The sequence below is a fragment of the Roseateles saccharophilus genome, assembly GCF_004342485.1.
Classification (GTDB): domain Bacteria; phylum Pseudomonadota; class Gammaproteobacteria; order Burkholderiales; family Burkholderiaceae_C; genus Pelomonas; species Pelomonas saccharophila.
On the sequence record NZ_SMBU01000008.1, the window covers coordinates 141,953 to 165,888 of the forward strand.

A 23,936-nucleotide genomic window follows, 5' to 3' on the forward strand; every position below is an offset into this window, starting at 1 on the left:
AGTTCCAGGCCGAAACCTCGCGTCAGTCGAGCACGAAGACCGCCGCGCTGCGGGCCGGCACCTCGAAGCTGCCGGCCCGGGCCCGCGCCTCGCGGCGCACGCGCGCGTCGGCACCCTGGCGCTGCACGGGGTGCAGCGTCCAGCGCTCCTGCACCGCCTCGGGCAACTCCAGAACCTGGGCCGCCGGCGAGACATTGATCAGCGCCAGCAGCGCCCGGTGGCCGGCACCAGCCAGGCCGCGGCCATCGACGCGCATCGCGACCAGCACCGGGTTCTGGCCGGCGCCGCTGCCCGGGAAGCTGACCCGCTTCTCGATCTCCGCAGCGCTCGGCAGCCGCAGCAGCGGCGTGCTCGCGCGGATCCTCAGCAGGTCGCGGAAGACATCGCGCGCCCAGGCGATCTCGGCCGGACCGGGCGCGATGGATGGGTCGGCCAGGCGTTCGCGCGCCAGCGCCCAGTCGCGGCCACCCTGGCCGAAGTTGTCGCGCCGGGGCGGCAGGCCGCTGCCGAAGTGGTTGCTCCGGTAGCTCCAGTCGATGCGGTTGAACCAGTCGCCCGAGTCGTAGCTGTTGCGGTCCATGCTCTTGCTGCGCAGGATGTCCTGGCCGGCATGGAAATAGGCGACGCCCTGGCTGAAAGCCACCAGGGCAGCGCCCAACATCTGCACGCGGGCCCGGTCCGCGCGCGAGGTGCCCAGCGGCAACTTCAACGCGCCGATATCGAACAGCGTCTGGTTGTCGTGGTTCTCGACATAGTTGACGACCTCGCCCGGCTGCGAGGCGTAGCCGGCCGGCTGGTCGCCATAGGCGATCCGGTCGAGGCGCTTCTTCTCGCCGCGCCAGGTCAGCAGCTCGTAGCTGCGCAGCGAGCCCGCCAGGCCGACGCGGATCATGTCGGCCGCGGTCAGAAGTTCCTCGGGCCGGGCCGGCGCGGCCGCGGCAAGCGCATTGGGCGCGTAGACCAGGCCGTTGAGCCAGCCCTGGCGGCGCACGCTGTCGTCTCCGCCCTCACCCGCACCGCCACCTCGCGCCGCATCGCGCCCGCGGTCGCTGAACGTGCCGATGCCGCTGCCGTTCAGGCTCAGCTGCGAGGCCTGCACGAAGCGCGCGCCGTTGGCCACTTCGCCGAAATTCCAGCCCTCGCCCAGCAGTTGCACCGGCCGGCCGGCCTCGGCGTCGACGCGCGCCTGCAGCCTCTCCATCGCCTCGCGCGGCTGGTGGCCCATCAGGTCGAAGCGCATCGAGTCGATCCGGTACTCGCGCACCCACTGCGCCGCCGAATCGATCATCAGCTTGGCCATCATGCGGTTCTCGGTGGCCGTGTTGTCGCAGCAGGTCGAGCGCTCGATCTCGCCCTTGGCATTCAGGCGGTGGTAGTAGCCCGGCACGAGGCGGTCCAGCACGGACTTCGGCGCCTGGCCGGCTGCGGCCATGTGGTTGTAGACCATGTCCATGCCGACGCGCAGGCCGGCCCGGTGCAGGGCCATCACCATCTGGCGGAACTCGACGACGCGCTTGAGCGGGTCCGTCGCATAACTGCCCTCGGGCACGCCGAAATGCCAGGGGTCGTAGCCCCAGTTGAAGCAGTCATCTGCCGCCACGGCCATCACGGCGGCCTGCTGGGCCTCGCCGTCGGGCGCACCGGCCGGCACCTCGGGCGTCCGGCAGCCGCGCTCGGGCACGCTGGCGAAGTCGAAGACGGGCAGCAGGTGCACGTCGGTCAGGCCGGCCTTGGCCAGCGCCTTCAGATGCTTCATGCCGTTGGAGGCGGGCTCGGTGAAGGCCAGGTATTTGCCGCGCCAGGCCGGGCGCACGCTGGCGTCGCTGGCAGAGAAGTCGCGCACATGCAGCTCGTAGATGAGCTGGTCGGTGGCCGCCTTCACGCGGCCAGGGCGGGGTGTCACGTCCCAACCGCGCGGCTTCAGCGCGGGCGAGGCCAGGTCGGCGACGAGGCTGAGCTGCGAATCCGCCGTCAGCGCGACCGAGTAGGGGTCGGTGACGAGATTGCGCACGCGGCCATGCGTCGGCGTCACGACATCGACGAGATAGCGGTAGGCCTGGCCGCTCAGGTCGCCCGGCAGTTCGGCACGCCAGACGCCGGTGGCCGAGTCGAGGCGCATCGCGTCCACGGCGCTGGCCGGCGCACCGGGGCCGGCATGGCGGCACAGCAGCACGCGCTGTGCGGTCGGCGCCCAGACGGCGAAGCGCGTCTGCGCCCGGGCGGGATGGACGCCGAGGTCGTCGACCCGCTCGGCCACTGCATAGAGGTCGTCCAGCGCCCCGGCAAGCTGCATACCCGTCGCCTCGATGACGCGGCCATCCTCCGCCTCGTGAACCAGCAGCAATTGCTCGCGCAGCAGCGCGGCCACATCCGCCCCGGCGACGGTGAAGCGCGGGCCGTCGCCGATGAAGCGGAAGCGCGCCGGCAACGCCGCTGCGGCAGCCACCAGATCGACCGCGCCATCGCCGCCGGCCACCGGCTCGCCCGGCACCGCCCGCATGCCGGCGGCGGCTGCGTGATGCAGCCGCACCCGCTCGCCCGGCCGCAGCTTCAGCCCCGGCCATTGCAGCGTGTGCGCGTCCAGCCAGTAGGCCTCGGCCAGCGGGCGCGCGGCAGTGGACGGCTCGGGCACGGCGGCATTGCAGTCGGCCAGCTCATCGGCCCAGGCGGCATCGGCCAGCAGGGCCAGGCCCAGCAGCGCGGTCAGCGCAAGGCGTGCAGACATCAGGGTCTCCTTGTCGTTTTTAAAATAGTAGCAAAACTACATGCATAGAAATCACTATGGCGCAAACTCCGGCAAGACCGATATGCTCAGCAGCCTGACTTAAAGTAGTTTGAGTACATGAATGCATCGAAGCTGCTGACTAGCCTGGCCCTGGCCGGCGCCCTGACGGCCCAGGCCCAGCTCGACACCCGCCCCGTGCCGGCCCGGCCCCAGCCCAGCACCCTGCCCGCCCACTGGCAGCAGGGCGTCTTCATGGAGGTCTTCGTCCGTGGCTACCAGGACAGCGACGGCGACGGCATCGGCGACCTGCGCGGCCTGACCCGGCGGCTGGACTATCTGAAGGCGCTCGGCGTCAGCGGCCTGTGGCTGATGCCCATCACCGCCAGCGCCGACCACGACCACGGCTATGCGACGACCGACTTCCGCAGCATCGAGCCGCAGTACGGCACGCTGGCCGACTTCGACGAGCTGATCCGCGAGGCCCACAAGCGCGGCATCGGCATCGTGATGGACTACGTCATCAACCATGCGTCCTGGCAGTTCCCGCCCTTCCAGGCAGCGCTGAAGGACCGCAGCAGCCCCTGGCGCAGCTGGTTCGTCTGGAACCCCGACCCCGGCCCGGGTTGGGACATCTGGGGCAAGCTGCCCTGGTACGACGCCGCCACCCAGCCCTGGAACTGGGCCGGCGAGTGGAAGGACCTGCCGCCCTTCAAGCCCGGCTCGCCCGACATCTACTTCGGCACCTTCGGGCCGCACATGCCCGACTTCAACCTGCGCAACCCGGTCGTCGTGCAATACCACGAGGACTCGCTGCGCTTCTGGCTCAACCGCGGCCTGGACGGCTACCGGCTGGACGCCGTGCCCCACATGATCGAGAACAGCGCCAAGGACTGGAACGACCAGCCCGAGAGCCGCGCGCTGACCAAGCATTTCCAGGACCTCATCAAGAGCTACCCCGGCCGCTACGTCGTCTGCGAGGCCACGGCCGAGCCCATCGCCTACGGCGCGCCCGAGGTCTGTGGCGGCGCCTTCGCCTTCAACCAGAACTACGAGCTGATGAAGGCCGCCCGGGGCGACGCCGCGGCCGTGCAGCGCGTGGCCGACTACTACCGCAGCATGTCGCCGACGATGGCGACCTTCCTGCACAACCACGACATCTTCACCGGCCAGCGCGTGTGGGACCAACTGCACGGCGACGAGGCCCGCTACCGCCTCGCCGCCGCCAGCTATCTGCTGCTGCCGGGCACGCCCTTCGCCTACTACGGCGAGGAGATCGGCCAGGCCGGCATCGACGCCAAGGCCGACGAACCGCTGCGCGCGCCGATGAGCTGGACACCCGCCAACCACGGCCCCGGCGGCTTCACGACGAGCCCGCAGCCCTTCCGCCCGCTGGCGCTGAACCGCAGCCGCCACAACGCCGAGACCCAGCAGCGCGAGCCCGGTTCGCTGTTCAACTTCTACCGCGAGCTGATCGCGCTGCGCCGCGCATCAAACGCGCTGACGCTCGGCCGCTACGAGGCCGACCATGTCGATGGCCAGGTCTGGAGCTTCCAGCGCGTGCACGGCGCGGAACGCGTCCTCGTCGCCATCAACTACGGCGACACGCCGGCCGCGCTGGACCTGCCCGCGCATGCCCGAGCGCTCTTTCCCAAGGCCGGTGCCGCCCCGCAGGCGCGCGCCGCGCTGCCGCCGCTGTCCGTGCAGGTCTACCGCCTGAGCGACCGATGAAAACCCTTCTCAGCCTTTTTGCCGCCCTCTCGATGAGCCTGAACACCCTGGCCGCCGGCCTGCAGCATGTCGAACCGCCCAACTGGTGGGTCGGCATGCGCGACACTTCCCTGCAACTGATGCTGCACGGCAGCGGCATCGCCGACGCGAAGCCTACGCTGGCGCCCTACCCCGGCGTGACGCTGAAGGCCAGCCACCGCGCCGCCAGCGCCAACTACCTGTTCGTCGATCTCGACATCGGCCCCGACGCCCGGCCCGGCGAGCTCGTGCTGAACCTGGCCGGCACCACGCTGCGCTACCCGCTGCGGGCCCGCATGCCGGGCTCGGCCGAGCGCGAGGGCTTCGGCCCCAGGGACGCGATCTACCTCGTCGTGCCCGACCGCTTCGCCCAGGGCGGCAGCGGCAGCCAGGGCGGCATGAAGGAAGGCCGGGACCGCGCCAGCCCGGGGGGCCGCCACGGCGGCGACCTGGCCGGCATGCGCCAGCACCTGGACTACATCGCGGGCCTGGGCTTCACCCAGGTCTGGCCGACGCCCCTGGTCGAGAACAACAGCGCCACCTACAGCTATCACGGCTATGCGGCGACCGACTTCTACAAGGTCGACCCGCGGTTTGGCACGAACGACGACTTCCAGGCCTTCGTGAGCGAGGCCCGCACCCGCGGCGTGGGCGTCATCCAGGACATCGTGCTCAACCATATCGGCGCCGGCCACTGGTGGATGGCCGACCTGCCCGCGCCGGACTGGCTGAACCAGTGGCAGCAGGGCTACACCGAGACGCACCACGCGCGCATGACGCTGCAGGACCCCTATGCCGCGCCCAGCGACCGCCAGCGCTTCACCGACGGCTGGTTCACGCCCCATATGCCGGACCTGAACCAGCGCCGCCCCGAGCTGGCGACCTATCTGACACAGATGACACTGTGGTGGATCGAGAGCGCCGGGCTGTCGGGCATCCGCACCGACACCTATTCCTACTCCGACCGCGACTTCCTCAGCCACTGGTCGGCCCGCGTCATGCAGGAGTACCCGCGCCTGAACATCGTCGGCGAGGAGTGGAGCCCGCACCCGGCCGTCGTCGCCTACTGGCAGCGCGGCAAGCGCAACCATGACGGCTATGCGTCCAGCGCGCCCAGCATGATGGACTTCCCGATGAACACGCAGCTGCTGGCCGCGCTGACCGAAGCCGACGGCCCGCACACCGGCCTGACCAAGCTCTACGAGGGCCTGGCCCACGACTTCGTCTACCCGGCGCCGGGCAACCTCGTCCTCTTCGACGGCAACCACGACACGCCACGCCTGTTCTCGCTGCTCGGGCGCGACGTCGGCCTGACGAAGATCGCCCTCGCCTACCTGGCGACCACGCGGCGCATCCCGCAGGTCTTCTACGGCACCGAGCTGCTGATGCAGAGCCCCGTCGAGCGCGACGACGGCCGCGTGCGCGCCGACATGCCCGGCGGCTGGGCCGGCGACGAGGCCAGCGCCTTCACCGGCGCCGGCCTCACGGGCGAACAGCGCGAGATGCAGGACTGGGTGCGCCGCCTCTTCAACTGGCGCAAGGCCGCGCCCGTCATCCACGACGGCGCGCTGATGCAGTACGCGCCGCTGGAGGGCTGCTACGCCTTCTTCCGCTACGACGCCGGGCACACCGTCATGGTCGTGCTCAACAAGGGCGGCAAGCCGGTGGAGCTGCCGACGGCGCGCTTCCCCGAACGCCTGCAGCCGGGCGACCACGCCCGCGACGTGATGAGCGGGCGCGACTTCGTCGTCGGCAGCTCGCTGAGCGTGCCGGCCCGCAGCCCGCTGATCCTCGAAATCAGGCGCTGAAACGGCGAAAGGCCCCGCGGGGCCTTTCTTCGGTTCGGGCTCAGGCCCGATCAGCCCTGGCGGCGGCGCGCCAGCAAGCCGATCGCGCCCAGGCCGGCCATCAGCAGCGCATAGCTCTCGGGTTCCGGCACGGCCGTCGCCTGGAAGCCGAAGCTCAGCCTGTTCTGGTTGTTGGCCTGGATGTAGGAGAAGACACCGCCCGTGGCGCTCAGCACGATGCGGGCGTTGCTGATGGTGATGGACTGGTAGCTGCCCAGGTCGGGCGTGGTGCTGCTGCCGGCAAAGTAGCCGCTGCTCAGGCCGCCGCTGCTGTGCTGCTGCACCCAGCCGACGCCACCGGAGATGCTGGTGGCGGGCGCGCCGTTCACGGACACGTCGGCAAAGGCCAGGATGCCCGTGGTGGCACCGCCGAACTCCGTGTAGGCCAGGTTGCCGAGAAAACCGCTGAAGGCGCCGCTCAGCGTGTAGCCGCTGTTGGCCGTCAGCGTGAACGTGGGCAGCAGCACCTGCGTCGTCGCCAGCGAACCGCTGCTGTAGACATTGACGGCGTCCGGCGTCGTCCACGAAAAGCCCGTGGTGCTCCAGCCGGACAGCGCGCCGAAGCTCTTGCCGTCATACGACAGCGTGGCTGAGCCCAGGTTCAGCGTGTCGGCATGGGCCAGCGACGAGGCGAAAAGCAATGCTGCTGCGGCAATGGAGGCAAGCTTCATGGGGAATCTTCCAAGGAGGCGCTGAATTCGCGGTCGAAAATTCCCCAGGATGCTAGGCAGCCAGCATGACAGGCGAGTACCTGCCGGATGGCCTCGGCATGAGCCGAAAGAGGCATACCCCTGCCACGAACAGCCGGCGCCCGGCGGTTCGCGAACCCGCGCAGTCCACCTTCCCGGCGCCCTGGACCGAATGGTCCGCGCCGGGTTTAAAGGCAATGCGCAGCCTGGAACCCCCTGATACAGGGAGTTCGGTCAAGCGAACTCAGGCAGGCAGCTTCAACAGTTCGAAGGGCCCGCGGCCGCTGGCTGCCGTAATCAGCCCGAGCACCCGCGCCGGTTCCTGGCCCAGCATGCCCCAGTGGAAGCGCCAGCCCCAGTTGCCACCGAGCACGCCGGGGACGTTCATGCGGTGCTCGGAGCCCAGGCCCAGCACGTCCTGCAGCGGGTAGACGGCCATATTGGCCACCGAGTTGGCGCAGGCGCGGATCATGGCCCAGTGGATGTCCTGCTCGCCACACGCGAGGTAGGAGCCGACGAACGCGCGTTCCCGAGGCTTGGCCTGGTTCCACCAGCCACGCACCGTGTCGTTGTCGTGCGTGCCGGTGTAGGCCACGGCGGCGCGCGGCCAGTTGTGGGGCAGGAACTCGTGGTCGGCCTCGGCGCCGAAGCCGAACTGCAGGATCTTCATGCCGGGGAAGCCGCAGCCATCGCGCAGCGCGTGCACGTCGTCGGTGATGAAGCCCAGATCCTCGGCGACGATGGGCAGTGGGCCCAGGGCCTTTTTGATGGCATCGAACAGCGCCATGCCGGGGCCGGTCAGCCAGCGGCCCTGCTTGGCGTCGGGGCTGCTGGCGGGAATCTCGAAGTAGCCGGCGAAGCCGCGGAAGTGGTCGATGCGGAAGACGTCGGCCTGACTCAGCGCGCGCTTCACGCGTGCCGTCCACCAGGCGTAGTCCTCGGCGGCCATGCGGTCCCAGCGGTAGAGCGGGTTGCCCCAGCGCTGGCCCAGCGGCCCCATGTCGTCGGGCGGCACGCCGGCGACGACGCTGGTCTGGAAGTTCTCGTCCAGATGGTAGAGGTCGGGGCGCGACCAGCAATCGGCGCTGTCGTGGGCGACGAAGATGGGCAGGTCACCCATGACGTGCACGCCGCGCGCATTGGCATAGGCCTTGAGCGCGCCGGCCTGCACGCCGAACTGCCATTGCACGAACTGCCAGAAGGCTATTTCTTGCGCGTAGTCCTGGCGCGCCGCGGCGATGGCCTTGGGCTCGCGCTTCTTGAGGCCCTCGCTCCACTCCCACCAGGGCTGGCCGTTCAGCGGCGAGCGGATGGCCATGAAGAGGACGTAGTCGTCCAGCCAGCTCTTCTCGGCCTCGCACCAGGCGGCGAAGGCCTTGCGGTCCTCGGCGCTGCCGTTGGCGAAGAAGCCCTGGGCGGCGGCGCGCAGCTGCTGCTCGCGCCAGGGCGTGACGCGGCCATAGTCGACATGCTGGCCTTTGAAGTCCGGCAGCTGCGGCTTGGCGAGCCAGCCCTTGGCGATCAGCGGCTCCAGCGCCACCATCCACTGGCTGCCGGCGAAGGCCGACACGCCCTGGTAGGGGCTGTCGCCGGGCCCAATGGGGGTGGTCGGCAGCAGCTGCCAGACGCTCTGGCCGGCGGACTGCAGCCAGTCGACGAAGCGGTAGGCATCGGGGCCGAAGTCGCCCATGCCATGCGGGCCGGGCAGCGAGGTGATGTGCAGCAGCACACCGGAGGAGCGTTGATTGAGATTCATTGATGCCTCAGCACGAGGAGAGAGCGGGCCGGCACATTGAGCGGCTGGCCGGGGAGGACGAGGGGCGCGGCGGACTCGCCGCTGCTGTAGAGAACGAGCTGCCAGGGGCCGTTGCACAGCAGGAAGGGCAGCGGCGCGGGGTCGGGGTTGAAGACGATCATCAGCCGCGGCGCGGGGGCGGAGGCCTCGCGCAGCTGGGCGCCGAAGGCGCGCTGGCCGGCGTCATGCCAGTCGTGCGGCGTCATCTCGTGGCCGCTGGGGCCGTACCAGGCGATGCTGGCCTCGCCCGGCCCGGCCGCGAACCAGCGCGGATGGCGCAGCAGCGGCTCGGCGGCGCGCAGGGCCAGCAGCTGCGCGACGAGTTCCGTCATGCCGGCGTCGGCCTGGTCCCAGTTCAGCCAGGTCGTCGGGTTGTCCTGGCAGTAGGCGTTGTTGTTGCCGCCCTGGCTGTTGGCGATCTCGTCGCCGGCGCAGAGCATGGGCGTGCCCTGGGCCAGCAGGGTCGTGGCCAGCAGCGCGCGCCGCACGCGTGCGCGGGTGGCGTTGATGTCGGCGTCGTCCGTCGGGCCTTCGGCGCCGAAGTTGGCGCAGAGCTCGCCGTCGCGGCCGTCGCGGTTGTCCTCGCCATTGGCCTGGTTGTGCTTGGCGGCGTGGCTCGTCAGGTCGGCGAGCGTGAAGCCGTCGTGCACGGCGATGAAGTTGACCGAGGCCGTCGGCAGGCGCTGGCCGTGGTGGAAGACGTCGCTGGAGGCCATGAAGCGCCGCGCGAACTCGCCACGGCCGACGCCGGGGCCAGCGCCCAACCAGTAGCCGCGCACCGCGTCGCGGAACTTGTCGTTCCACTCCAGGAAGCGGCCCGGGAAGCGGCCGACCTGGTAGCCGTCGTAGGCCGCGTCCCAGGGCTCGGCGATCAGGTGCACGCCGGCCAGCACCGGGTCCTGGCGCAGCGCGGTGAAGAAGGCGGCGCCGGGGTCGAAGCCATGCGAGCTGCGGCCCAGCACCGGAGCCAGGTCGAAGCGGAAGCCGTCGACGCCCATCTCGGCGACCCAGTAGCGCAGCGAGTCCAGCACGAACTGGGTCACGCGCGGGTGCGAGGCATGCAGAGTGTTGCCGCAGCCGGTCAGGTTCTCGTAGCGGCTCCAGTCGCCGCCGACGAGCCGGTAATAGCTCTTGTTGTCCAGGCCACGCAGGGACAGCGTGGGGCCGAACTCGTTGCCCTCGGGCGTGTGGTTGTAGACCACGTCCAGCACCACCTCGAGGCCGGCCGCGTGCAGGGCGTCCACCATCTGGCGGAACTCGGCGGCCACGGCGGCCGGGTCCTCGCGGTGTTCGGCGCGGGCCCAGCGCGGATCCGGGCAGAAGAAGCCCAGCGTGTTGTAGCCCCAGTAGTTGTGCAGGCGGCGCTCGGCGAGATGGGGTTCGTCGACGCAGTAGTGCACCGGCAGCAGGGACAGCGTCGTCACGCCCAGGCGCCTGAAGTGGGCGATGGAGGCCGGATGCGCCAGGCCGGCATAGCTGCCGCGCAGCGCCTCGGGCACGCCGGGCAGCAGCTGGGAGAAGCCCTTGACGTGCACCTCGTAGAGCACGACCTCGGCCGGCGCGCGGCGCGGCTGATGGGCACGTGCATGGGCCACCGGCGGCGGGGCCACGCGCGCCTTCAGCGCATGGGTGGCGTTGTCGCGCGTGTCCAGCGAGCGCGGACCCTCCGGATGGCCGAGCTCGTAGCCATGGTGCTCGGCGCGCCAGCCGAAGTGGCCGACGATCTCGCGCGCATAAGGGTCCAGCAGCAGCTTGTGCGGGTTGAAGCGGTGGCCCTGCTCGGGCGCATAGGGGCCGTGCGCGCGCAGGCCATAGACCAGGCCGGGGCCGACGCCGGGCAGGAAGCCGTGGAAGACACCATCGGACGGGCCTACCAGCCGGTAGCGGCGCAGCTCGCGCTGGCCTTCGGCATCGAACACGCAGAGCTCGATGGCGCTGGCGTTCTCGCTGAACACGGCGAAGTTCACGCCGCCATCGCGGGCGAGCGCCCCCAGCGGCTCGTGCCAGCCGGGTTGCAGATCGGGCAGATGCGCCATTCGAACCAGGGCTAGATCGGGACGAAGAACAGCGTCGCCAGCGGCGGCAGATTGATCGTGATGGACAGGCGCCGGCCATGCGCCGGCTGGGCCTGCACCGGCAGGCCGGCGGCGGCCACGCCGTTGCCCATATTGCTGCCGCCGTAGTAGGCCGAATCGGTGTTGAGCGCCTCGCGCCAGGCGGTCACGCCGTCGGGCACGCCCAGCGAGTAGCCCTCGCGCGGCACCGGCGTCATGTTGCAGACGACAATGACCATGCGGCCCGTGCCATCGCGCCGCGCCCAGGCGTAGATGGAGTGCTCGGCGTCATGGGAGCTGATCCACTCGAAGCCGCCGCTCTCGCAGTCCAGCCGGTGCAGGGCCGACTGCTCGCGGTAGAGCTTGTTCAGGTCGCGCACCAGGCGCTGCACGCCGGCATGGCGATCGTCCTCCAGCAGGCCCCAGGGCAGGCCCTCGGCGTGGTTCCATTCCTGGGCTTGAGCGAACTCCTGGCCCATGAAGAGCAGCTTCTTGCCCGGGTGGCCCCACATGAAGCCGTAGTAGGCGCGCAGGTTGGCGAACTTCTGCCAGTCGTCACCCGGCATCCTGGCCAGCATGCTGCCCTTGCCGTGCACGACCTCGTCGTGCGAGATGGGCAGCATGAAGTTCTCGCTGAACGCATAAATCAGGCCGAAGGTCATCTTGTCGTGATGCCAGCGGCGGTTGATCGGGTCCTCGGCCATGTAGCGCAAGGTGTCGTTCATCCAGCCCATATTCCACTTGTAGTGGAAGCCCAGGCCGCCCGCATAGGTGGGCGCCGAGACGCCGGGGAAGCTGGTGCTCTCCTCGGCCACCGAGATCGCGCCTTCCACCTCGCCGACGTGTTCGTTCATCTCGCGCAGCAGCGAGATGGCCTCCAGGTTCTCGCGCCCGCCGCGGATGTTGGGAATCCACTGCCCCTCGGGCCGCGAATAGTCGCGGTAGAGCATGCTGGCCACGGCGTCCACGCGCAGGCCGTCCACGCCCCAGCGCTCGATCCAGTAGAGCGCGCTGCCGATCAGGAACTCGCGCACCTCGGTGCGGCCGAAGTTGTAGATCAGCGTGTTCCAGTCGCGGTGGAAGCCTTCCTTGGGGTCGGCGTATTCGTAGAGCCGCGTGCCGTCGAACTCGGCCAGGCCATGGGTGTCGACGGGGAAATGGGCCGGCACCCAGTCCAGCAGCAGGCCCAGGCCCTGGTCGTGGCAGGCCTTCACGAAGCGGGCAAAGCCCTCGGGCGGGCCGAAGCGGGCGCTGGGCGCATACATGCCCAGCGTCTGATAGCCCCAGGAGCCGTCGAAGGGGTGCTCGCTGATGGGCATCAGCTGCACATGGGTGAAGCCCAGGTCGGCCGCGTAGGCGGGCAGCTGTTCGGCGAGTTCGTCCCAGGTCGGGAAGTCGCCCGCCACGCCGCGACGCCAGGAGGCGGCATGCACCTCGTAGACGCTGATGGCCGACTCGCGCCGGTTGGCGCGCTCGCGCTGGCGCGGCAGCGGCGTCGGCTCGGGCAGGGGCGCGACGATGCTGGCCGTCTCGGGCCGCAGCTGGGCGCGGCGCGCATAGGGATCGGCCTTGAGCGGCAGCAAGGCGCCGTTGCCGTTGACGATCTCGAACTTGTAGAGGTCGCCCTCGGCCGCATGCGGCACGAAGATCTCCCACACGCCGGCCTGGTGGCGCAGCCGCATCGGGTGGCGGCGGCCGTCCCAGTTGTTGAAGCTGCCGACGACGCTGACGCGCCGTGCGTTCGGCGCCCAGGTCGCGAAGCGCACGCCGCTGACGTCGCCATGCGTGACGAGATGGGCCCCCAGGCTCAGCCAGGGGCGGAAGTTGCGCCCCTCGGCAAAGGCCTGCAACTCCTCGTCGCCGAGCTGGGGGTAGAAGGCATAGGGGTCGGCATAGACGCCCTCCCCGCCACCGGCCCAGTTCACGGCCAGGCGGTAGTCGAAGCGGTGCTTGCGCCGCGGCACCTGGGCCTCGAAGAAGCCGGCGCGGCGCTGCCCCAGCTCGACGATGCGCTTGCCACTGCCGGCATCCAGCAGCGCCACCTCGGCCGCGCCAGGCAGCAGCGCGCGCACCCAGAGCCGGCCATCGTCGTCCGCGTGCAGGCCCAGCCGGGAAAAGGGATCGGCATGGCGGCCCGCCAGCAGAGCGTCGAGGTCGGCGTCGTTCAGCATTGGTTCAGTTCAAGGATTTCACGGACCAGACACGGTCCACGTACTCGGCGATCGTGCGATCGGACGAGAACGGGCCCATGCCGGCGATATTGCGCAGGGCTCGCTCGGCCCAGGCAGCGCGGTCGGCGAACAGCGCATCGACCTTGGCCTGGGTAGCGACGTAATCGGCGAAATCGGCCATCAGCAGGTAGACGTCGCGGTGCAACAGGCTGTCCACGAGGGCGCGATAGCGCTCGGTATCGCCGTTACTGAAGACACCCGCTGCGATGGCGTCGATGACGCGCTTGAGCTGGCGATTCTCTTCGACATACAGGCGCGGGTCGTAGCCCAGCTGCTTGATCTTCGCGACCGCGTCGGCGCGAAGGCCGAACACGAACATGTTCTCCACGCCCATGGCCTCGGCCATCTCGATGTTGGCGCCGTCCCAGGTGCCGATCGTGACCGCGCCGTTCATGCCGAACTTCATGTTGCCAGTGCCCGAGGCCTCGGTGCCGGCCGTCGAGATCTGCTCGGACAGGTCTGCCGCCGGGATGATGCTCTCGGCCAGCGTGACGCCGTAGTTGGGCAGGAAGACGAGCTTGAGCTTGTCGCCCACGCGCGGGTCGCTGTTGATGACGCGGGCCACGTCGTGCGCCAGGCGCACGATGCTCTTGGCCGTCTGGTAGGCCGAGGCCGCCTTGCCGGCAATGATGACGGTGCGCGGCACCCAGTTCGCGTCCGGGTTGTCGCGGATGGCCTGGTAGCGGGCGACGACGTGCAGGATGTTCAGCAGCTGGCGCTTGTACTCGTGGATGCGCTTGATCTGGATGTCGAACAGGCTGTCCAGGTTGACCGAAAGCCCCAGCTCGCGGCGGATGACGGCGGCCAGGCGCTCCTTGTTGGCGCGCTTGACGGCCAGGAATTCCTCGCCCAGCTCGCGGTTGGCGGCCAGGGCCTTCAGCTCGCCCAGCTCGGCCAGGTCCTTGCGCCAGCCCTCGCCGATGCGGCTGTCCAGCAGCGCGGACAGGGCCGGGTTGGCCTGCTGCAGCCAGCGCCGCGGCGTGACGCCGTTGGTGACGTTGTGGAAGCGCTCGGGCCAGATGCGGGCGTAGTCGGCAAAGATGGTCTGCACCATCAGCTCCGAATGCAGCGCGGCCACGCCATTCACGCGGTGCGAGGCCACCAAGGCCAGCGAGGCCATGCGCACGCGGCGCTCGCCGCCATGGCTGCCTTCGTCGATCAGCGACACGCGCGCGGCCAGCGCGTGGTCGCCGGGGAAGCGCTGCTGCAGCTCGTCCAGGAAGCGGTGGTTGATCTCGTAGATGATCTCGAGGTGGCGCGGCAGCAGGCTCTCGAACATGCGCACGGCCCAAGTCTCCAGCGCCTCGGGCATCAGCGTGTGGTTGGTATAAGCCACCGCCTGGCGGGTGATCTTCCAGGCCTCGTCCCAGCCCAGGCCGTGCTCGTCCAGCAGCAGGCGCATCAGCTCGGCGGGCGCCAGGGCCGGATGCGTGTCGTTGAGGTGGATGGCGTTGGTCTTGCCGAGGTTGTGCAGCGAACCGAACTCGCGCAGATGGCGGGCGATCAGGTCCTGCAGCGAGGCGCTGACGAGGAAGGCCTCCTGCTTCAGGCGCAGCTCGCGGCCGGCTTCGGTGGAGTCGTCCGGGTAGAGCACCCAGTTCAGCGCGTCGGCCAGCACCTGGTGGCGGGCGGCGCGGGCGTAGTCGCCATCGCAGAAGGGCTTGAACTCGATGGGCGCGGCCGTCGCCTGCCACTGGCGCAGCGTGGAGACGCGCTGGCTGTGGTGGGCAGGCACGACGAAGTCGAAGGCCTGGGCCTCGATGCTGTCGGCCGGCATCCAGCGGCGCACGCCCGAGGCGTCCACCTCGACGCGGCCGCCGAAGCCCACCTGATAGCGCAGGTCGTGGCGCGGCAGTTCCCAGGCGGGCGTGTCGCGCGTCCAGTCGTCGGGCTGCTCCAGCTGGCGGCCCTGCTGGATGACCTGGGCGAAGGTGCCGTAGCGGTAGCGCAGGCCGTAGCCGAAGGACGGCAGCTCCAGTTCGGCGAAGGAATCCAGGAAGCAGGCCGCCAGGCGGCCCAGGCCACCATTGCCCAGGGCCGCATCGGGCTCGCGCTCCAGGACGTCGCCCAAGGCCAGGCCCTGCTCGGCCAGCTTGGCGCCCAGCGGCTCGGCCAGCTTCAGCGCGGCGAGCGCGTTGGACAGCGCGCGGCCCATCAGGAATTCCATCGACAGATAGTGCACCCGGCGCACCGGGGCCTTGTCGCCGCGCTGGGCGTCGGCGGCTTGCGTGGCGGCCCAGCGGCGGGCCAGCGTCTCGCGGCAAGCGATGGCCGCGGCATGCAGGGCCGCCTGCGGCGTGGCGCCATGGCTGGACTGGGACAGCTCACGCTCATAGGCAGCCTCGAAGGCCGCACGCAGGGCCTTGTCTTCGGCGGAGAGGGCAGTCGTCTTCTTCATCGCGGTGGAGGCCTTGGGGCTGGGCTTGCGTTGAACGGGCGGGCGGGTTGGGGTGTTCATCAGTGCCGGCCCCCAGCGACGGGGGCAAGAATGCTACTCGACGGGCAGCGTCGGACGAAGTATCGGACAGCTCCGGTCCGTTGTGTAGTTTGACTACATCGGGAAAACCCGGACCTATTCGCAAATACTTGATCTACAAGGGTTTCATGAAGGTTCAGTCGGGAATTTTCTGTTGTTCACGCCGTCTTGCGAATGTATATTGTCTACAAAGATGGGCGAAGACGAGAAATTTGAGCCCCGTTCGACGAGACAGGCCGGCGTAGTTCAGCAACAGGGCGCCCGGCAACAGAAAGGTTAGAAGTGGCAGATGTTCGACTGACCGGCGTGGAGAAAGCCTATGGCGACATCCGCATCCTGCACGGCATCGACCTGGAGATCCGCGACGGCGAATTCATGGTGTTCGTGGGGCCCTCGGGCTGCGGCAAGAGCACGCTGCTGCGCTCCATCGCCGGCCTGGAAGAGATCACCGGCGGCGAGCTGACCATCGGCGGGCGTGTCGTCAACGACGTGCCGCCCAGCGCACGCGGCATCGCGATGGTCTTCCAGTCCTATGCGCTCTACCCGCATATGAATCTGTTCGACAACATGGCCTTCGGGTTGAAGCTGGCCAAGGTGCCCAAGGCGGAGATCGAGACGGCGGTGCGCAACGCCGCAAAGATTCTCCACATCGAGCATCTGCTGGATCGCAAGCCCAAGGACCTGTCCGGTGGCCAGCGCCAGCGTGTCGCCATCGGCCGCGCCATCGTGCGCAAGCCCGAGGTCTTCCTGTTCGACGAGCCCCTGTCGAACCTCGATGCCGCCCTGCGCGTGCGCATGCGCTACGAGTTCGCCAAGCTGCACGAGGACCTGAAGACCACGATGATCTATGTGACCCACGACCAGGTGGAGGCCATGACGCTGGCCGACCGCATCGTCGTGCTGTCGGCCGGCAAGGTCGAGCAGGTCGGCTCGCCGCTGGAGCTCTACGAGCACCCGCGCAACCTCTTCGTGGCAGGCTTCATCGGCAGCCCCAAGATGAATTTCATCGAAGGCGAGCTGGTCGCCATCGAGGCCGGCCATGTCGACGTGAAGCTCAGCGGCGGCAATGTCGTGCTGCAGGCCCGCGTGGACGGCAGCGCCGCGCAAGTCGGCGACAAGGTGACCCTGGGCGTGCGCCCGGAGCACATCCGCACCGAAGGCCAGGGCAACCAGCTGCAGAGCACGGTCGCCTTCGTCGAGTCGCTGGGTGGCACCACCTTCGCGTACTGCCCCTACCCTGGCGTCGAGGAGGCGCTGACCTGCCAGTTCGAAGGCCGCAACGGCGCCGACCGCCTGCGCAGCGGCCAGGCGCTGAACCTGCACCTGCCGGCCGAGGCGCTCTATGTGTTCGACGCCGACGGCAAGGCCCTGCGCCGGCTCGCCGCGCCGGAGCTCTCGGCATGAACTTGAAGGCACTGCTTTTCGCGGCCACGCTGGCCGCGGGGTCGGCACTGGCGGACACGCCCCGGCTGCTCATCTGGATCAACGGCGACAAGGCCTACAACGGCTTGCAGAAGGTGGGCAACGCCTTCGAGAAGGTCTCGGGCGTCAAGGTCGTCGTCGAGCACCCGGTCGACCCCACCGACAAGTTCCAGCAGGCGGCCGGTGCCGGCAAGGGCCCGGACATCTTCTGCTGGCCGCACGACCGCGTCGGCGAATGGGCGAAGGCCGGCCTGCTGACGCCGCTGCGCCCGTCGGCCAGGCTCAAGGCCGAGGTCGAGGACCAGGCCTGGGCCGCCGTCAGCTACCGCGGCCACATCTGGGCCTACCCGATCGCGATCGAGACCATCGGCCTCATCTACAACAAGGCCCTGGTGCCCACCCCGCCGGCGACCTGGGACGACGTGATCGCCATCGACAACAAGCTCCAGGCCCAGGGCAGGCACGCCATCCTCTGGGACTACAACAAGAGCTTCTTCACCTGGCCCATGCTGGCCGGCGCGGGCGGGGTCATCTTCGGCCGTGATGCGCAGGGCGATTTCGACCCCAGGCAGGTCGACGTCAACAACGCGGGCGCGCTGGCCGGCGCACAGACGATCGACCGCCTCATCAAGGAGGGCCACATGCCCCGGGGCGCGCGCTACTCCGAGATGGAGGCCGCCTTCGCCCGCGGCGAGGTGGCCATGATGATCTCCGGCCCCTGGGCCTGGGACAACGCCAGGAGGGCCGGCATCGACATCGGCGTCGGGGCCATCCCGGCCGTCGTCGCCGGCAAACCGAGCAAGAGCTTCGTCGGCGTGCTGGGCTGCATGATCTCGGCGCCCAGCAAGAACAAGGACATCGCCAAGGAGTTCCTCGAGAACCACCTGATGCGCCCCGAGGCCCTGAAGGTGCTGGACGCCAACGTGCCCATCGGCGTGCCGGCCAACAAGGCCTTCTATGCCGAGCTGTCGGTCAACCCGCTGATCGCGGCAAGCATGACCAACGCTCGCAACGGCGCCCCCATCCCCAACATTCCCGAGGTCGGCCGCTTCTGGACCGCGATGGACGCGGCGCTGGAAGCCATCACCAACGGACTGCAAAGCCCCAAGGACGCGCTCGACGGCGCCGCCGCACGGATGCTGCTGAACAAATGAACGCCGTTTCCTCCACTCTGGGCCAGGGCAGCTACTCCACGCTGCCGCCCACGCCGACCGAGAAGCTGGCCAGGCTGCTGCGCTGGCCGGTGGTCGCGGCCGCCATCGCCGCGGCCCTCTATCTCGTCTTCGTCGTCTACACGACCGGCCAGGCCGCCTGGGCTGCTGGCCTGTTGGTGCTGTTCACGGCCGGCTTCTACGTGTATCTCAGCCGCGACGGCTTTGCCTGGCGCTACCTCTTCCCCGGCGTGGCCGGCATGCTGGTGTTCATCGCCTTCCCGCTGGTCTACACGGCGCAGATCGGCTTCACCAACTACTCCAGCACCCATCTGCTCAGCAAGAGCCGCGTGCGCGACTACCTGCTGGAACAGCACGACGCCATCGAAGACCAGGTGCTGGCCTACAGCCTGCATGCCGACGGCGCCGAGTTCCGCCTCGTGCTGCAGCCCGAGGGCGGCGCCGCACCGCGCTGGGTGTCGCCGCCGCTGGCGCTGCGCAAGGCCGCCGACGCCCTGCGCGTGGACCTGATGGCCGCCGATGCCGAGCACCTGCCGCTGACCGCGCCGCTGCAGGCCGCGCTGCCGCTGGCCGAGCTCGTCAAGCACCGCGACACGCTGGCCCGCCTGGTGCTGGTGCTGCCCGACAAGACCGAGCTGCATTACCTCGGCCTGCGCGAGTTCGGCCCGGTCAAGCCACAGTGGACCGCGAACGCCGACGACAGCCTGACCCGCGCCGCCGACGGCACGGTGTTCAAGCCCAACCGCGATACCGGCTTCTTCGAGTCCAGCGCCGGCGAGACGCTGCAGCCCGGCTTCAAGGCCTTCATCGGCGTGGGCAACTACGCGCGCATGCTGTTCGACGCCGAGTTCCGCGGCCCCTTCCTGTCCATCTTCACGTGGACGGTCGTGTTCTCGGCGCTCACCGTGGCCTGCGCCACCGCCATCGGCATGCTGTTCGCCGTGCTGCTGAACTGGGAGGGCATGAAGTACCGCACCACCTACCGCACGCTGCTCTTCCTGCCCTATGCGGTGCCGGGCTTCATCTCCATCCTCGTCTTCAAGGGCCTGTTCAACCAGAACTTCGGCGAGATCAACGCCATCCTGAACGCCCTCTTCGGCATCAAGCCCGCCTGGTTCGCCGACCCGCTGCTGGCCAAGGCGATGCTGCTCATCGTCAACGTCTGGCTGGGCTACCCCTACATCATGATCCTGTGCTCGGGGCTGCTGAAGGCGATTCCCGCGGACCTGTACGAAGCCTCGGCCCTGGCCGGCGCCAGTCCTGCGACCAACTTCCTGAAGATCACCGCGCCGCTGATCATCAAGCCGCTGGCACCGCTGCTGGTCAGCGCCTTCGCGTTCAACTTCAACAACTTCGTGCTGATCGCGCTGCTGACCGACGGCCGGCCGGACTTCCTGTCCACCAAGCTGCCCGCGGGCCAGACCGACATCCTGGTCAGCTACACCTACCGCATCGCCTTCCGCGACTCGGGCTCGGACTTCGGCCTGGCCGCGGCCATCTCGACGCTGATCTTCTTCCTCGTCGCGGCGCTGTCGCTCGTCAATCTGCGGCTCTCCGCAAAGGCGCAAAAGTAATGGCCATCGTCCTCGGCAAACAAGCCCGCTGGCGCACCTTCGCCGGCCATGCGGTGATGTGGATCTTCATCGCCATCACCCTCTTCCCGCTGCTGGCCGTCGTGTCCATCTCGCTGCGCCCGGGCAATTTCGCCACCGGCAGCCTGATCCCGACCGAGATCAGCCTGGAGCACTGGAAGCTGGCGCTCGGCATCCCCTATCAGGCCGCCGACGGCAGCCTGGTGCAGCCGCCCTTCCCCGTGCTGACCTGGCTGTGGAACTCGATCAAGATCGCCACCGCCTCGGCCTTCCTCATCGTCGCCATCTCGACGACCGCGGCCTATGCCTTCGCGCGGCTCAAGTTCTCCTTCAGCAAGCCTGTGCTCAACGGCATGCTGCTGCTGCAGATGTTTCCGCCTGTGCTGGCCCTGGTGGCCATCTACGCCATCTTCGAGACCATAGGCACCTACGTTCCGGCACTCGGCATAGAAACCCATGCCGGCCTGGTGCTCGCCTACCTCGGCGGCATCGCGACCCATGTGTGGACCATCAAGGGCTACTTCGAGACCATCCCGGTCGAGATCGAGGAGAACGCCAAGGTCGACGGCGCGACGCACTGGCAGGCCTTCTCGCGCGTGCTGCTGCCCATGGCCGTGCCCATCCTGATGGTGGTCTTCGTGCTGGCCTTCATCGGCACCATCATCGAGTACCCGGTGGCCTCCATCCTGCTGCGCGAGGAGGGCAACCTGACGCTGGCCGTCGGCTCCAAATACTTCCTGCACGACCAGCGCTTCCTGTGGGGCGACTTCGCCGCCGCGGCCGTGCTGTCGGGCCTGCCGATCACCCTGGTCTTCCTGCTCGCCCAGCGCTGGATCGTGTCCGGCCTGACGGCTGGCGGCGTCAAAGGCTGAAGCTCATGCTCAAGACATTCGCGCTGTGTGCAGCGCTGCTCGCGCTCGCCCCTGCAAGCTTCGCCGCCGACTGCAGGCCCGCGCCGCTGGGCGACACCACGCTCTACCTGCGCGGCGGCCTCAACAACTGGGCGGCCCAGGACGAGCAGGCCTTCGAGTACCGCTGCGACGCCTACTACCTGAACCTCGGTGCCCAGGGCCGGCAGGAGTTCAAGATCGCCGACGAGGGCTGGACACCCGCCCTCACCTTCGGCTTCGACGCCCAGGGCCGGCTCGCGCGCGGCGCGGCCGTCGTCGGCAATGCGAGCCACGACTTCGCCGGCGAGCACACGCTGCGCCTGAGCCTCGCCACCGACGGCAGCCCCCGGCTGAACATCGGCCCGCGGGCCTTCCAGCCCAAGCCGCCCGAGGCCCTCACCGACCGCGCCGCGCTGAGCACGCGCTTCGATTCGCGCAGCGCCGAGTTCAAGTCTCCCTTCGGCGCTCAGCCGCAGGGCAGCGAGATCCGCTTCAGCCTCGGCAACGACGTGCCGGGCCTGCTGCGCGCCACCCTCGTCATCGAGCGCCGGCGCATGACGGGCAACCAGGAGCAACTGGCCTACGAACCGCTGGCGCGCATCGCGATGACGCCCGAGCCCCACGGCCTCGGCACGGGCTTCACGGCCCGCTACCGCTTCACCGACATCGGCGTCTATGGCTACTGGTTCGAGCTGGAGACCGCGGACGGCCGCTACGCGCTGCAGAACAACAAGGACACGATCTACTGGACGCGCGAAAAGGGCTCGATGGGCCCCGCGTCCATCGAGCGCCTGCCGCGCGACCTGGGCCGCCTGCGCCGCTACCGCCAGACCGTCTACGCGCCCGACTTCCAGGTGCCGGCCTGGGCGCGGGACGTCGTCTACTACGACATCTTCCCGGAGCGTTTTCGCAACGGCGACAAGGCCAACGACCCGCGCCCCGGCGGCGGGCGCGCCCAGGACCGCTACCAGGATCACGATGTCGAGCACCATGCGCGCTGGAACGAGAAGCCCTTCCGGCCCGGCTCGGGCGACGGCTCCGACGCCGTCTACAACAACGACTTCTTCGGCGGAGACCTCGCCGGCGTCATCGAAAAGCTCGACTACATCAAGAGCCTGGGCGCCAACGCCATCTACATGACGCCGGTGTTCCGCGCCGCCAGCAATCACAAATACGACACGGCCGACTACAAAAACGTGGACCCGGCCTTCGGCAGCAATGCCGACTTCGAGCGCCTGTGCGCCGAGGCGGCCAGGCGCGGCATCCGCGTCATCCCGGACACCTCGCTGAACCATGTCGGCGCGGACTCGCCCTACTTCAACCGCTACGGCAACTACCCGGCGGGCGGCGCCTTCGACAATGGTCACATCAATCCCGCCTCGCCCTATGCCGGCTGGTTCAGCTTCAAGCCGGCCGAGACCGATACCGACAGGCAGTACCAGGGCTGGGTCGGCGTCAGCGACCTGCCCGAGATCGACAAGTCCAGCCCTTCGTTCCGCGCCTATGCCTATGGCGACCCGGACTCGGTCACCCGGCTCTGGCTGCAGCGCGGCGCCAGCGGCTGGCGCATGGACGTGGCGCCCTGGGTGCCCGACGACTTCTGGCGCGAGTGGCGCCAGGCCGTGAAGGCGACCAAGCCCGACGCGCTGACGGTGGCCGAGACCTGGTTCGACGCCAGCAAGTTCTTCCTCGGCGACATGTTCGACAGCACGATGAACTACATCTTCCGCAGCGCCGTGCTCGACTACGCCGCTGGCCGGCCCGCGCAGCAGATGACGGCCAACCTGGAGCTGATGCGCGAGGCCTATCCGCCCCAGGCCTTCTCGGCGCTGATGAACCTGCTGTCCAGCCACGACCAGGCGCGCGCCCTGCATCATCTGGGCGAGGACAGTGACCTCGCGCTCGCCAAGCGCCGCCTGCGCCTGGCCACGTTCTTCCAGATGACCTACCCCGGCGCGCCGGCCATCTACTACGGCGACGAGGTCGGCCTGGGCGGTGGCGACGACCCCTACAGCCGCGCGCCCTACCCCTGGGCCGACGAGGGCGGCCATCCCGACGAGGCTCTGCTGGCCGACTTCAGGCGCCTGACCAAGCTGCGCCACGACCTGCCCGTGCTGCGCCACGGGGCCTTGAGCGCGCCGCTGCATGTCGACGCGCACGTCGTCGTGCTGGCCCGCCGGGACGGCAGCACCTGGGCCCTCACCGCCACCAACAACGACACCGAGGCGCATACCGTCACGGTCGACCTGCCCTTCGCTGCGAAGCGGCTGCGCGACGCCCTCGGCGGCAAGCACGTCGCCGTCAGAGACGGCCAGATCCAGCTCACCGTGCCGCCGCTGTTCGGCCGCGTCCTCGTCACGCCATGATCCCGATGAATCCCCTGGGCCACATCGGCCTGCGCGTCTCGGCCCTAGGCTTCGGCGCCATGCACATCAACGACGCGCGCACCAGCGAGGCCGAGGCCGGCGCGCTGCTCAACCATGTGCTGGACGTCGGCATCAACCTCGTCGACACCGCGCGCGGCTACGGCCTGAGCGAGGAGCGCATCGGCCGCCACATCGCGCACCGGCGCCAGGAGTTCGTGCTGTCCACCAAGGTCGGCTACGGTGTCGAGGGCGTCCCGGACTGGACCTATGACTGCATCGTGCAGGGCGTCGAGCGCGCGCTGCGCCTGATGCGGACCGACTGGCTGGACATCGTGCACCTGCACTCCTGCCCGCTGCCGGTGCTGCAGCAGGGCGAGGTCGTCCGCGCGCTGCAGGACTGCCGTGCCGCTGGCAAGCTGCGCGTGGCCGCCTACTCGGGCGACAACGCCGAGATCGACTTCGCGATTTCGTGCGGCGCCTTCGGCAGCCTCCAGACCTCGATCAGCCTCTGCGACCAGGCCCATCTGCAGGCCCGTGCCGCGCGGGCCGACCACGCCGGCATCGGCGTCATCGCCAAGCGCCCGCTGGCCGGCGCCGTCTGGCGCTTTGCCGAGCGCCCCGGCGATTTCGCCGAGGGCCAGTACTGGGACCGCTTCCACGCGATGGGCCTGCCGGCGCAGGGCGACTGGGCGGACACCGCATTGCGCTTCGTCGCCTTCCACACCGGCGCGGCCAGCGCCATCGTCGGCACGGCCAGGCCCGAAAACCTGCGCCGCAACCTCGACGCCGTGGCCCGGGGGCCGCTGCCGCCGGAGCTGGCCCGGGCCCTGCGCGAGGCCTTCACCCGCCACGACTCCGGCTGGGCAGGGCTGATCTGAGCGCAGGGGGCGCCGCGGGCCGGCGACGGCCCCTGCCGCACCCTGGGGCATGA

At 69.3% G+C, this 23,936-nt stretch carries 14 protein-coding genes; 8 read left to right on the forward strand and 6 right to left on the reverse strand.

Annotated elements, in window-relative coordinates:
• Nucleotides 1-22 precede the first annotated feature (22 nt).
• Nucleotides 23-2,725 (reverse strand): alpha-1,6-glucosidase domain-containing protein, encoded by a 2,703-nt coding sequence (locus tag EV671_RS09295; protein WP_132571027.1) that lies wholly within the window; start codon nt 2,723-2,725, stop codon nt 23-25.
• A 117-nt stretch (nt 2,726-2,842) separates the two neighbouring features.
• On the opposite strand from EV671_RS09295, the gene EV671_RS09300 reads away from it, so the two are divergent.
• Nucleotides 2,843-4,453 (forward strand): alpha-amylase family glycosyl hydrolase, encoded by a 1,611-nt coding sequence (locus tag EV671_RS09300; protein WP_132571028.1) that lies wholly within the window; start codon nt 2,843-2,845, stop codon nt 4,451-4,453.
• Complete coding sequence (locus EV671_RS09305; RefSeq protein WP_132571029.1) at nt 4,450-6,279, forward strand: glycoside hydrolase family 13 protein; 1,830 nt, start codon at nt 4,450-4,452, stop codon at nt 6,277-6,279. The genes EV671_RS09300 and EV671_RS09305 overlap by 4 nt, the downstream gene beginning before the upstream one ends.
• Before the next feature lie 50 nt (nt 6,280-6,329).
• Here the strand turns inward: EV671_RS09305 and EV671_RS09310 are convergent, their stop codons facing one another.
• The 5 genes from EV671_RS09310 to EV671_RS09330 all read right to left on the reverse strand — a co-directional run bounded on the left by EV671_RS09310 (nt 6,330) and on the right by EV671_RS09330 (nt 15,485).
• Complete coding sequence (locus EV671_RS09310) at nt 6,330-6,989, reverse strand: PEP-CTERM sorting domain-containing protein (protein ID WP_132571030.1); 660 nt, start codon at nt 6,987-6,989, stop codon at nt 6,330-6,332.
• 262 nt (nt 6,990-7,251) lie between these two features.
• On the reverse strand, nt 7,252-8,763 hold the full coding sequence (gene malQ, locus EV671_RS09315) for a 4-alpha-glucanotransferase (RefSeq protein WP_132571031.1): 1,512 nt from the start codon (nt 8,761-8,763) through the stop codon (nt 7,252-7,254).
• Nucleotides 8,760-10,838 (reverse strand): glycogen debranching protein GlgX, encoded by a 2,079-nt coding sequence (glgX, locus tag EV671_RS09320; protein ID WP_132571032.1) that lies wholly within the window; start codon nt 10,836-10,838, stop codon nt 8,760-8,762. Before glgX ends, malQ begins: the two co-directional genes overlap by 4 nt.
• An 11-nt stretch (nt 10,839-10,849) precedes the next feature.
• The gene (glgB, locus tag EV671_RS09325; protein WP_132571033.1) at nt 10,850-13,027 is read right to left on the reverse strand and encodes a 1,4-alpha-glucan branching protein GlgB; all 2,178 of its coding nucleotides are present in this window, start codon (nt 13,025-13,027) and stop codon (nt 10,850-10,852) included.
• Nucleotides 13,028-13,031: 4 nt separating this feature from the next.
• Entirely contained in the window at nt 13,032-15,485 is a 2,454-nt protein-coding gene (locus EV671_RS09330) for a glycogen/starch/alpha-glucan phosphorylase (protein ID WP_243655663.1), read from the reverse strand.
• Nucleotides 15,486-15,845: 360 nt separating this feature from the next.
• On the opposite strand from EV671_RS09330, the gene EV671_RS09335 reads away from it, so the two are divergent.
• The 6 genes from EV671_RS09335 to EV671_RS09360 are packed head-to-tail and all read left to right on the forward strand — an operon-like array spanning nt 15,846 to nt 23,883.
• Nucleotides 15,846-16,967 (forward strand): ABC transporter ATP-binding protein, encoded by a 1,122-nt coding sequence (locus EV671_RS09335; protein WP_132571035.1) that lies wholly within the window; start codon nt 15,846-15,848, stop codon nt 16,965-16,967.
• Nucleotides 16,964-18,139: a maltose/maltodextrin ABC transporter substrate-binding protein MalE gene (gene malE / locus EV671_RS09340; protein WP_132571036.1), complete on the forward strand. Its 1,176-nt coding sequence runs from the start codon at nt 16,964-16,966 to the stop codon at nt 18,137-18,139. Before EV671_RS09335 ends, malE begins: the two co-directional genes overlap by 4 nt.
• A complete protein-coding gene (malF, locus tag EV671_RS09345; RefSeq protein ID WP_132571037.1) occupies nt 18,136-19,731 on the forward strand; it encodes a maltose ABC transporter permease MalF in 1,596 nt (531 codons plus the stop codon). Before malE ends, malF begins: the two co-directional genes overlap by 4 nt.
• On the forward strand, nt 19,731-20,621 hold the full coding sequence (malG, locus tag EV671_RS09350; RefSeq protein WP_132571038.1) for a maltose ABC transporter permease MalG: 891 nt from the start codon (nt 19,731-19,733) through the stop codon (nt 20,619-20,621). The genes malF and malG overlap by 1 nt, the downstream gene beginning before the upstream one ends.
• A gap of 5 nt (nt 20,622-20,626) precedes the next feature.
• Nucleotides 20,627-23,005 (forward strand): alpha-amylase family glycosyl hydrolase, encoded by a 2,379-nt coding sequence (locus EV671_RS09355; RefSeq protein WP_132571039.1) that lies wholly within the window; start codon nt 20,627-20,629, stop codon nt 23,003-23,005.
• Nucleotides 23,006-23,010: 5 nt separating this feature from the next.
• The gene (locus EV671_RS09360) at nt 23,011-23,883 is read left to right on the forward strand and encodes an aldo/keto reductase (protein WP_132571040.1); all 873 of its coding nucleotides are present in this window, start codon (nt 23,011-23,013) and stop codon (nt 23,881-23,883) included.
• The last annotated feature ends 53 nt before the right edge of the window (nt 23,884-23,936 follow it).

Excerpts from the sequence above, each read along its gene's own strand:
- EV671_RS09310 (WP_132571030.1), bottom strand. The coding sequence starts at position 6,989 with ATGAAGCTTGCCTCCATTGCCGCAGCAGCATTGCTTTTCGCCTCGTCG.
- EV671_RS09355 (WP_132571039.1), top strand. The coding sequence starts at position 20,627 with ATGCTCAAGACATTCGCGCTGTGTGCAGCGCTGCTCGCGCTCGCCCCT.
- malQ (WP_132571031.1), bottom strand. The coding sequence starts at position 8,763 with ATGAATCTCAATCAACGCTCCTCCGGTGTGCTGCTGCACATCACCTCG.
- EV671_RS09330 (WP_243655663.1), bottom strand. The coding sequence starts at position 15,485 with ATGAAGAAGACGACTGCCCTCTCCGCCGAAGACAAGGCCCTGCGTGCG.
- EV671_RS09300 (WP_132571028.1), top strand. The coding sequence starts at position 2,843 with ATGAATGCATCGAAGCTGCTGACTAGCCTGGCCCTGGCCGGCGCCCTG.
- glgX (WP_132571032.1), bottom strand. The coding sequence starts at position 10,838 with ATGGCGCATCTGCCCGATCTGCAACCCGGCTGGCACGAGCCGCTGGGG.
- EV671_RS09305 (WP_132571029.1), top strand. The coding sequence starts at position 4,450 with ATGAAAACCCTTCTCAGCCTTTTTGCCGCCCTCTCGATGAGCCTGAAC.
- EV671_RS09295 (WP_132571027.1), bottom strand. The coding sequence starts at position 2,725 with ATGTCTGCACGCCTTGCGCTGACCGCGCTGCTGGGCCTGGCCCTGCTG.
- malE (WP_132571036.1), top strand. The coding sequence starts at position 16,964 with ATGAACTTGAAGGCACTGCTTTTCGCGGCCACGCTGGCCGCGGGGTCG.
- EV671_RS09360 (WP_132571040.1), top strand. The coding sequence starts at position 23,011 with ATGAATCCCCTGGGCCACATCGGCCTGCGCGTCTCGGCCCTAGGCTTC.
- malG (WP_132571038.1), top strand. The coding sequence starts at position 19,731 with ATGGCCATCGTCCTCGGCAAACAAGCCCGCTGGCGCACCTTCGCCGGC.
- malF (WP_132571037.1), top strand. The coding sequence starts at position 18,136 with ATGAACGCCGTTTCCTCCACTCTGGGCCAGGGCAGCTACTCCACGCTG.
- glgB (WP_132571033.1), bottom strand. The coding sequence starts at position 13,027 with ATGCTGAACGACGCCGACCTCGACGCTCTGCTGGCGGGCCGCCATGCC.